12 protein-coding genes are annotated in these 10,002 nt (G+C 38.5%); 11 read left to right on the top strand and 1 reads right to left on the bottom strand.

The genetic code is table 11. The features are described from left to right. Positions 1-130: 130 nt before the first annotated feature. Entirely contained in the window at positions 131-655 is a 525-nt protein-coding gene (locus ACPLVE_RS10155; RefSeq protein WP_424611440.1) for a lytic transglycosylase domain-containing protein, read from the bottom strand. 171 nt (positions 656-826) lie between these two features. On the opposite strand from ACPLVE_RS10155, the gene ACPLVE_RS10150 reads away from it, so the two are divergent. The 11 genes from ACPLVE_RS10150 to ACPLVE_RS10100 all read left to right on the top strand — a co-directional run bounded on the left by ACPLVE_RS10150 (position 827) and on the right by ACPLVE_RS10100 (position 9,908). Beyond that, positions 827-1,582 (top strand): SPOR domain-containing protein, encoded by a 756-nt coding sequence (locus ACPLVE_RS10150; protein ID WP_424611439.1) that lies wholly within the window; start codon positions 827-829, stop codon positions 1,580-1,582. A gap of 16 nt (positions 1,583-1,598) precedes the next feature. Continuing rightward, positions 1,599-1,979, top strand: a complete 381-nt coding sequence (locus ACPLVE_RS10145; protein ID WP_424611438.1) for a hypothetical protein — start codon at positions 1,599-1,601, stop codon at positions 1,977-1,979. Beyond that, positions 1,954-2,370 carry an ATP-binding protein gene (locus tag ACPLVE_RS10140; RefSeq protein ID WP_424611441.1) on the top strand — a complete coding sequence of 139 codons (417 nt, stop codon included), beginning with the start codon at positions 1,954-1,956 and terminating at the stop codon, positions 2,368-2,370. Before ACPLVE_RS10145 ends, ACPLVE_RS10140 begins: the two co-directional genes overlap by 26 nt. Positions 2,371-2,382: 12 nt before the next feature. Then, a complete protein-coding gene (locus ACPLVE_RS10135) occupies positions 2,383-3,678 on the top strand; it encodes a [Fe-Fe] hydrogenase large subunit C-terminal domain-containing protein (protein WP_424611437.1) in 1,296 nt (431 codons plus the stop codon). A 15-nt stretch (positions 3,679-3,693) separates the two neighbouring features. Further along, a complete protein-coding gene (locus tag ACPLVE_RS10130) occupies positions 3,694-4,029 on the top strand; it encodes a DRTGG domain-containing protein (RefSeq protein WP_424611436.1) in 336 nt (111 codons plus the stop codon). After that, on the top strand, positions 4,026-4,733 hold the full coding sequence (locus ACPLVE_RS10125) for a PHP domain-containing protein (RefSeq protein ID WP_424611435.1): 708 nt from the start codon (positions 4,026-4,028) through the stop codon (positions 4,731-4,733). The genes ACPLVE_RS10130 and ACPLVE_RS10125 overlap by 4 nt, the downstream gene beginning before the upstream one ends. Before the next feature lie 166 nt (positions 4,734-4,899). After that, complete coding sequence (nuoE, locus tag ACPLVE_RS10120) at positions 4,900-5,409, top strand: NADH-quinone oxidoreductase subunit NuoE (protein WP_424611434.1); 510 nt, start codon at positions 4,900-4,902, stop codon at positions 5,407-5,409. A 12-nt stretch (positions 5,410-5,421) separates the two neighbouring features. Continuing rightward, a complete protein-coding gene (locus ACPLVE_RS10115) occupies positions 5,422-5,967 on the top strand; it encodes an ATP-binding protein (protein WP_424611433.1) in 546 nt (181 codons plus the stop codon). A gap of 2 nt (positions 5,968-5,969) precedes the next feature. Further along, positions 5,970-6,335 carry a (2Fe-2S) ferredoxin domain-containing protein gene (locus ACPLVE_RS10110; protein WP_424611432.1) on the top strand — a complete coding sequence of 122 codons (366 nt, stop codon included), beginning with the start codon at positions 5,970-5,972 and terminating at the stop codon, positions 6,333-6,335. Positions 6,336-6,350: 15 nt separating this feature from the next. Then, positions 6,351-8,141 carry an NADH-quinone oxidoreductase subunit NuoF gene (nuoF, locus tag ACPLVE_RS10105; RefSeq protein WP_424611431.1) on the top strand — a complete coding sequence of 597 codons (1,791 nt, stop codon included), beginning with the start codon at positions 6,351-6,353 and terminating at the stop codon, positions 8,139-8,141. Between the two features lie 21 nt (positions 8,142-8,162). Then, on the top strand, positions 8,163-9,908 hold the full coding sequence (locus ACPLVE_RS10100; RefSeq protein ID WP_424611430.1) for an NADH-dependent [FeFe] hydrogenase, group A6: 1,746 nt from the start codon (positions 8,163-8,165) through the stop codon (positions 9,906-9,908). The last annotated feature ends 94 nt before the right edge of the window (positions 9,909-10,002 follow it).

Below are 10,002 nucleotides of genomic sequence, written 5' to 3'. Positions count from 1 at the left end.
GCCGGTACCCCGCCGGAGCCCGAAAAGTGAGCCTTAGTTTAGTCGCTTTGCAACTTACAAGCATTAACACAAAATGCCACTTAAATAAGAAGCACTTTGTCAACAAACTGATGGGGAGCCTTAGGGCTCCCTATTTATATAATTCGTTCAAAATTTTGTTTATGTAATTTATTGTTTCTGGGTAAGGGGGAACACCGTGATACTTTTCTACTGCCTGAGGCCCTGCGTTGTAAGCTGCAAGAGCCAATCTCACATCCTTATATATATCCAAAAGTTTCTTTAGATACCTAACTCCCCCATCTATATTCTGCACAGGGTCAAAAGGATTCTGTATATTTAATTCTTTAGCAGTGGTTGGCATGAGCTGCATGAGTCCTATCGCTCCTTTAGGAGATACGGCATATTGATTGAAGTTAGATTCGGTTTTTATGACAGCCTTTATTAGATTTTCGTCTATTCCGTATTTAATGCTTGCCTGTTTTACTATATTTTCAATTTCATCTGGTAGAGCTTGTTCAACATTTTTAATTTTGTCTTGCAGTATCTCTTGAAAACTAGGACTTTCGTTGAATATTTTTATGTTAGCTGGGAGTCTGGCCTGTATTTCCTTTAATTTTTGTTCGATTATATTATTTATTGCGTTGATATCAAACATCTCATTTCACCCCAATTTTATAATTCGACAAAAAAACATCAAAAACCTCTTTTTTAAACAAAAAATAGTAAAAAAGTCCTATAGGAAATTTTTAAAGGATTTTTAGAAAAAGTATAGTATAATATTAAGTGTAAAGGGAGTATAACGATTTAACAGAAGGAAGAGATGCAAATGAAGAATGAAACAATGTTAGAGGTACTTTTAGTTATCATTATAATTCCTCTTGTTTCGCTATTAGCGGGTTATTTTATAACTCAAAATGCAGTAGATAGGTCTCTCGCAAATGAAGAAAGCAGTTTTAAGTATTTGACGATAAAGGGTGTAGATGGTTTTGAAGTGATAGAAAGCATTCAAAGGGGAGATGAGGAAGCCAAGCATCGTCAGAATATGTTGGCTTTGAAACAGGTTTTTTCGTTGATTGAAAAGGAGGAGGATAAATACAGGGTAGTTTTAGGGATATTTCTGACTAAAGAGGAAGCAATGGAGTATGCAGGATTAATGAGTTCTAAAGGTATTTCTACAGAAATTTATGCCAAAAAGGCTCCTTATTTAAAAGTAAGATATGACAAGAATTTAACATCAGAAATAGAATATTTTACTAATAAATTAGGAAAGTTCCAGCAAATATTGCAAAAAGTCTCTCTTCTTTCCCTTAAAAGCGTTGAGGGAGGAATCAATTTTAATGATATACAAGAATTAGATAAGGAGATAAAATCGATAAAAGAAGATAAAGGGGAATTTAAAGAGAAGGATTTAAAAGACATTTCTGAAAAGGTGGACAGTATCGTTGAGGAGATGTCATCTTCTTTACAGATCATAGAAATTTCTAGTAGTTTAAACGACGGCAATACTTTTTCGTTTTTACAGAAGTTATTGTGGGAGGCATGGAGAGATTACAACAATTATTTAGAGAATATTGTGAAATAAAGAGGTGCGGAAGACCGTGAAACTCAAGAGAATAAAGGAGATTTTGCAGGCTGAGGTTCTGGTAGGGGAAAGTAAATTAGAGGAGGAAGTGTTTACTGCATGCGGTGCGGATTTAATGAGTGATGTTTTAGCTTCTCGAGATGAAAAAGCAGTATTACTGACAGGATTAACTAATATTCAAGTAGTTAGGACTGCCGAAATAGTGGGGGACATAAAATGTATAATTTTTGTGAGAGGAAAAAGCCCGGGAGAAGATGTGATAAGGGAGGCAGAGAAAGTAGGCCTTGTAGTTATGAAGACTCGTTATCCTCTCTATATTGCCTGTGGACTTTTATATTCTAATGGGCTTACCTGTAAAAGTGGTGAAGAAGATGGCGCTTTACACCAAGGAATTTGAGGTAAAGGCAAGGGATTTTGATTCTGCAGGAGAAGTTTCTAAAAATTTGAGGTCGATTTTAAAACAACTTTCTCTTCCTCCCGATATTGTGCGCAGAAGCTGTATAGTTTGTTATGAAGCAGAAATGAATATTATAATTCATTCATATGGAGGTACTGTCAAAATAGAGATTTTTGAGGACAGGATAAGGATAATAGCTGAAGATACGGGACCTGGCATAGAGGATATAGATTTAGCTATGAAAGAAGGCTATTCCACTGCTCCAGAAGAGATAAGGGAGATGGGATTTGGGGCGGGTATGGGCCTTCCCAATATAAAAGCAAATTCGGACTTTATGGATATAAAAAGCTGTAAAGATGGGACTGTTATAGTGACAGAAATCTTCTTTTAAGAGGTGTATGAAATGACCTATTTTCATTCTGTGACTTTAGATAAGGACAGGTGCAGAGGATGCACCAACTGCATAAAGAGGTGTCCCACGGAGGCTATAAGGGTAAGAGAAGGAAAGGCCAGGATTATAAATGAAAGATGTATTGACTGCGGAGAATGTATAAGAGTCTGCCCGTATCATGCCAAACTAGCTGTTACAGATAGTTTGGAGATTATGAAAAATTTTAGGTATAAAATTGCTCTTCCTGCTCCTTCTCTATACGGGCAGTTTAAAGATCTATCTATAAACCAGATATTAAGCGCTCTTCTAGACATTGGTTTTGATGAGGTGTTTGAAGTAGCTTATGCGGCAGAGATTGTTTCTAAATTTACAAGAGAGGCTTTACAGAAAGGGATTTTAAAAAGACCAGTAATTTCTTCTGCATGTCCTGCTGTAGTAAGGCTTATACAGATTAGGTTTCCATCTCTTATTGACCATCTTCTCAATATATGTTCTCCCATGGACACAGCTGCAATAATTGCGAAAAAGCAGGCAATAAAGAAGACGGGGCTTAAAGAGGAAGAAATCGGAGTTTTCTTTATATCTCCCTGTGCAGCCAAAGTGACAAGCATAAGAAATCCGATAGGCTTAGAGAAATCAAAGATTGATGGAGCTTTTTCGATGAAAGAAATATATGGTAAAATACTTGAAAAAGCGAAAACTACTGTCGTAAGAGATTTGAGCAAAGCTACTATGATAGGAGTAGGGTGGGCTAATTCAGGAGGAGAAGCTTTTGGTACTTTTACAGAAAATAGCATATATGTGGACGGGATACACAATGTCATTGATGTTTTAGAAGAAATAGAACTTGGGAAATTGAGCGATTTAGATTTTTTTGAAGGGCTAGCATGTATAGGAGGATGTATAGGAGGGCCTTTGACAGTTGAGAATCCTTTTGTCGCTAAAAATAGAATAAGGAAGTTGGCTGAAAGTTTGCCAAAAAGGGAGCAGCCTCCAGTGGATGAAGGTCTTGTCACTTTTGAAGAAGTTGTATGGACAAAGGAAATTGAAAAAAGAGAAGTGATGACACTAGATAAAGATGTTTCAAAGGCACTGGAAATGATGAAGGAAATAGATAAGATCCATAAAATGTTGCCCGGACTGGATTGTGGGTCCTGCGGTTCTCCAAGTTGCAGGGCTTTAGCAGAAGACATTGTAAAGGGCTGTGCTACAGAGAATGATTGTATTTTTATCTTGAAGGATAAAATAAAGTCTTTGGCAGAAGAGTTGAGCCAGTTAGCAGGTAAAAAACTTCCTGTTACTAAATAAAAAGGGGAGAGAGAAATGGAAATTAGAGTAAAAGACCTTCTTAGCGAAGGGTTTTCGTTAATAGCTGGAGAAAAAGGGCTTGAGAGGGAGATTAAGGGTGTGTATATCTGCGACTTGTTAAGCTGGGTTATGTTCCATGCAAAACCGAATGATGCGTGGATAACTATCCAAAGCCATATAAATGTGATAGCTGTTGCTCTTCTTTCTGAAATAAGCTGCGTGATCTTACCAGAAAATTTAAAATTAGACGAGGATGCAAGAAAAAAGGCAGATGAGGAAGGGGTTCCTGTTTTAAGTTTTATGGGTACCTCGTATGAAGCGGCAGTAAAGCTGTACGAGATGATGAAATGAGGATCTATTATGACCTTCACATTCATACCTGTTTATCTCCCTGTGCTTCTGATGATATGACGCCAAACAATATAGTCAATATGGCATTACTAAAGGGACTCGATGTGATTGCAGTAACAGACCACAATTCTGCGTTGAATGTCGAGGCTGTCCATAAGGTAGCCAGAAAAAAAGGACTACTGGTTGTGCCCGGAATAGAGGTGGAGACAAAGGAAGAAGTACATGTGTTGTGTTATTTTTATTCTGTAGAGGAGTGCGTTAAATTTAGTGAAATTATTAACAAAAATATGCCAAAAATAAAAAATACAAAAACAATCTTTGGCAGTCAATTGGTTATGGATGAAAATGATAATATAGTAGAAGAAGTAGAAAATTTACTGTTAGTATCTACTAATTTTACTTTAAAGGAAATTTTTTTGTATATGGAGGGGAGGGGGGCGGCAGTCCCGGCCCATGTGGATAGGGGAAGTTACAGTATTATTGCCAATCTTGGGTTTATTCCTAATATAGAAAATTTAAAGACTATTGAAATATCTAAAGGAGTGGACAGAAGAACTTTTTTAAAAGAACACCCAGAATGTCAGAAATACAGGATAATAAGCTCTTCTGATGCTCATTCTCTTGGATATATTTCTGAAAGGGAACAATTCCTACCATGCGAGTTGTCATTAAAAAGCGTGATAGAATGGCTTTGTGGCTACTAATTTTTTTGTAACTCTACCAAAATACTTGGGATTATCAGAAAATAAAAATTTTTTTATAAATGTTTGTTAAAAAATTAATAAAAATATGATATAATATTAACGAAGATTGAATTAAAAACAGTTGTATTAAAATCGAATGAAATATTTGATCCGGGGAGGGAAAAATATGCAGAACGTGAAGGAAGTCACCCTAGAGGATAAGCTTGTTGAGAAGTTTGGTAGAGAGAAAGTAGAAAAATTTAAAAAGTCTTTGGAAGACTACAAAAAAATGAAAGGTGCACTTATTGCAATTATGAATGAGGCACAAGAGATTTTTGGGTATTTACCTATAGAGGTACAACTTTACATTTGTCAGGAGTTACAAGTACCTCTGACAGAGGTTTTTGGTATTGCTACTTTTTACTCAAGGTTTACCCTAAAACCTTCTGGAAAGTACAAGATAAATCTTTGTATGGGGACTGCTTGCTATGTTAGAGGAGCGGCTATGCTACTGGAAAAGATTAAAGAAAAACTTGGTATAGAAGTAGGAGAAACTACAGAAGATGGTAAATTTTCTCTTGAACCTACTCGATGCCTTGGTGCTTGTGCACTTGCACCAGTTATGATGATAAATGGAGAAGTATTTGGAAGACTTACTCCTGACGATGTGGAAGAAATATTGAAAAAATTCGAGTAAGATTTTAAGGCCATGAAAGAGTTAGCTCTTTATATACTTGATCTAGCTCAAAACAGCATAAGGGCAGGAGCGAAAAATATTGAAATTAAGATAGAAGAGGAACTTCATAAAGACCTTCTAACAGTTTCTATTGAGGACGATGGATGCGGGATGAAAAAGGAATTATTGGAAAAGGTAACAAGCCCTTTTGTTACAACGCGAAAGGAAAGGAGAGTTGGACTGGGGATCCCATTTTTCAAAGAGCTAACAGAGGAGTGTGAAGGCACTTTTGAAATTTTTTCTGAAGAGGGGAAAGGAACAAGAATAAAAGGGACTTTTAAACTTTCCAGTGTTAACCTTATTCCCATAGGAGATATAGCTTCAACTATTGTATCTTTGATAATGTCGGCACCGGATGTTGATATTGTATATAGATTTAAAAAAGGCGATAAAGAGTTTGAATTTGACACAAAAAAGCTAAGAGAAGTTTTAAAAGAGGCAAATTTAAATGATGTGAGGGTGCTTTCGTGGATAAGAAGTTATATAGAAGAAGGAATGAAAGGTGAAATGGAGGTGTAAAAATGAAGACATTAGAGGAATTAGAAAGAATTAGGAAGGAGACTCTTGAGAAGATAAATTTAAGGAAAGACAGGACAGGAGTAAGAATTGCTGTTGGAATGGCTACATGTGGCATTGCAGCGGGGGCAAGACAGGTCATGATGGCAATTTTGGATGAACTGGCAAAGAGAAATGTGACAAACGTGATTGTGACAGAGACGGGATGTATAGGTATGTGCAAGCTGGAACCAATTGTAGATGTATATTTGCCAGGACAAGATAAGGTCACCTATGTGAAAGTAGATGAGAAAAAGGCAAGGCAGATAGTCGTAGAACACGTGATAAATGGCCATCCAATTAGGGAATGGACTATAGAAAATTACGAGTAAGAGGAGGGATAGTAGATGCTTTATAGATCTCATGTAATGGTATGCGGTGGAACTGGTTGCACTTCATCGGGCTCTGATGAGGTAGCTGCGCGTTTTATGGAGGAGATAAAAAAAGCAGGTCTTGATAAAGAAATCCTTATCGTCAGGACAGGATGCTTTGGTCTTTGTGAGTTGGGGCCTGTTGTAGTAGTCTACCCAGAAGGGGTTTTTTATAGCAGAATGAAGCCAGAATATGTGCCTGAAATTATAGAGGAACACCTTCTGAAAGGAAGACCTGTAAGAAAGTACATCTACGGTGAGAGCTTAGAAGAAAAGGCTATAAAGCCGTTGGAGGAAACGCCTTTCTTTAGAAAACAGAGAAGAATTGCTCTTAGAAATTGTGGTGTGATAAATCCCGAAGATATAAGAGAAGCTATTGCTTTTGATGGATATAAAGCACTTGCGAAAGCTTTAACAGAGATGACTCCTGAGCAAGTAATTGAGGAGGTTAAAAAATCTGGACTAAGAGGAAGAGGCGGTGGAGGATTCCCTACGGGTCTTAAATGGGAATTTGCCTACAAGCAGAAGGAGACTCCCAAATATGTTGTATGCAATGCTGATGAAGGGGACCCTGGAGCCTTCATGGATAGAAGCATACTTGAAGGAGACCCTCACAGTGTTTTAGAAGCAATGGCAATAGCTGGATATGCAATTGGGGCAAACCATGGATATATCTATGTGAGGGCAGAGTATCCTTTGGCTGTGAAAAGACTTAGGATTGCCATTGAACAGGCTAGAGAGTACGGACTTTTGGGCAAAGATATATTTGGTACAGGGTTTGATTTTGACATTGAAATAAGGCTTGGAGCCGGAGCTTTTGTCTGCGGCGAGGAAACAGCCCTTTTAAATTCTGTAATGGGTAAAAGAGGAGAACCAAGGCCAAGACCCCCCTACCCAGCGGTCAAGGGTGTATGGGGAAAACCTACGATTATAAACAATGTGGAGACTTTTGCAAATATTCCTCTTATCATACTAAATGGAGGAGAATGGTTTGCAAGCATTGGGACAGAAAAATCTAAGGGGACAAAGGTATTTGCTCTTACTGGAAAAGTGAATAACACCGGACTCATCGAAGTGCCTATGGGTACAACTTTAAGAGAAATTATATATGAAATAGGAGGAGGAATACCCGGAGGAAAGAAATTTAAAGCCGTTCAAATAGGAGGACCTTCAGGCGGCTGTATACCGGCAGAGCTTTTAGATACCCCGATTGATTATGATTCTTTGACCAGTGCAGGTGCGATGATGGGTTCTGGTGGACTTGTTGTGATGGATGAAGACACATGTATGGTCAATGTGGCGAAGTTCTTCCTTGAATTTACTGTCGATGAATCCTGTGGCAAGTGTGCTCCTTGCAGAATTGGTACAAAGAGAATGCTGGAGCTTCTGGAAAAAATAACTTCTGGAAAAGGAGAAGAAGGAGATATTGAAAAGTTAGAAGAACTGGCAAAGACCATAAAAGCCACGGCTTTATGTGGTTTGGGGCAGACTGCACCGAATCCGGTACTTTCTACTCTTAGATACTTTAGACATGAGTATGAAGCTCATGTAAAGGAGAAAAGATGTCCTGCAGGAGTATGTACAGCACTTTTAAGCTTTGTTATAGATCCTGAAAAGTGCAAAGCCTGTGGAATTTGTGCAAAGAATTGTCCTGTCGGAGCTATTTCTGGTAAGCCAAAGACACCTTATGTGATTGACCAGGAGAAGTGTATTAAGTGCGGAACATGTATTGATAAGTGTCCGTTTGGTGCAATATACAGAAAATAGAAAAGGAAGGAGTGTAGAGAGATGGACAAAGTTCGCGTTACAATAGATGGTATAACTGTGGAAGTACCTTCCCACTATACGGTACTGGAAGCGGCAAAAGAAGCTGGTGTAGACATACCTACTCTTTGCTATTTGAAAGAGATAAATCAAATTGGGGCTTGTCGTATATGTCTAGTAGAGATAGAGGGGGTAAGGAATTTACAAACTTCTTGCACATACCCCGTGTTTGATGGAATGAAGGTTTATACCAATACTCCAAAGATAAGGGAAGCTCGTAGGCTAAATCTTGAACTCATACTGTCAAATCATGATAGAAGCTGTTTAACCTGTGTAAGAAGCACTAATTGTGAATTGCAAAATCTTGCTAAAAGGCTTGGGGTAGATGAAATAAGGTTTGAAGGGGAAAATATAAGATATCCTATAGATGATGATTCCCCTGCAGTTGTGAGAGACCCAAACAAGTGTGTGCTCTGCAGAAGATGTGTGGCAGTATGTTCAGAAGTTCAGAATGTATTTGCTATTGGAATGGTTAACAGAGGATTTAAAACAATGGTAGCTCCATCTTTTGGAAGAAGTTTAAAGGATTCTCCTTGCATTAGCTGTGGTCAGTGTATAATGGTATGTCCTGTCGGAGCTATATACGAAAAAGACCATACAAAGAGGGTTTATGAAGCTCTGGCAGATGACAAAAAATATGTGGTAGCTCAGACTGCTCCAGCCGTAAGGGTAGCATTAGGAGAAGAGTTTGGAATGCCTATTGGTACCATTGTCACAGGGAAGATGGCGGCAGCACTGAAAAGGATGGGGTTTGATGCGGTATTTGATACAAACTTTGCAGCAGACCTGACAATAATGGAAGAGGGTTCTGAACTTTTAGAGAGAATAAAGCATGGCGGAAAGCTTCCTATGATAACCTCCTGCAGCCCCGGATGGATAGCTTTCTGTGAAAAGTACTACCCAGAGTTTTTAGATAATCTTTCTACCTGCAAATCTCCGCACATGATGATGGGAGCACTGGTAAAGAGCTACTATGCGGAGAAAAAAGGTCTTGACCCTAAAGATGTATTTGTGGTGTCAATAATGCCATGCACAGCGAAGAAGCTTGAAATTGAAAGGGAAGAGATGATAAGAAATGGAATAAAAGATGTGGATGCGGTACTCACCACAAGAGAGCTTGCAAGAATGATAAAAGAGATGGGGATTGATTTTGTGAACTTAAAAGACGAAGAATTTGATGAGCCTTTAGGTATGTCTACAGGAGCAGGTGCCATATTTGGTGCTACAGGTGGTGTCATGGAGGCAGCATTAAGGACTGTCGCTGAAATTGTGGAGGGAAGAGATATAGGGAAGATAGATTTTGAAGAGGTAAGAGGTCTAGAAGGTGTGAGAGAAGCTACAATAACAATTGATGGAATGGATATAAGAATTGCTATTGCTAATGGAACAGGAAATGCTAAAAAGCTTCTTGACAAAGTAAAGGCAGGAGAAGTCGAGTATCACTTCATAGAAGTGATGGGATGTCCAGGTGGCTGTATAATGGGCGGAGGACAGCCAATCCACAATCCTAACGAGATGGAAGAAGTCAAGAAATTAAGGGCAAAGGCAATTTACGAGATAGACAAAAACCTGCCTATAAGAAAGTCCCACGAGAACCCGGCGATAAAGAGGCTTTACGAGGAATTCCTGGGTCATCCTTTGAGCGAGAAATCTCACGAACTTCTGCACACCCACTATTCAAGAAAAGAGCTTTATCCTCTCGTGAAATAAAGGAAGGTCCCCAACGTTTGTTGGGGGCTCAGTTTGTTGACAAAACCTATATTAAATTTAAGTGGCATTTTGTGTTAATGCTCCGGAGTTGCAA

The organism is Caldanaerobacter sp., assembly GCF_049701115.1.
Classification (GTDB): domain Bacteria; phylum Bacillota; class Thermoanaerobacteria; order Thermoanaerobacterales; family Thermoanaerobacteraceae; genus Thermoanaerobacter.
This window is presented reverse-complemented; position numbering and strand designations above follow the sequence as displayed.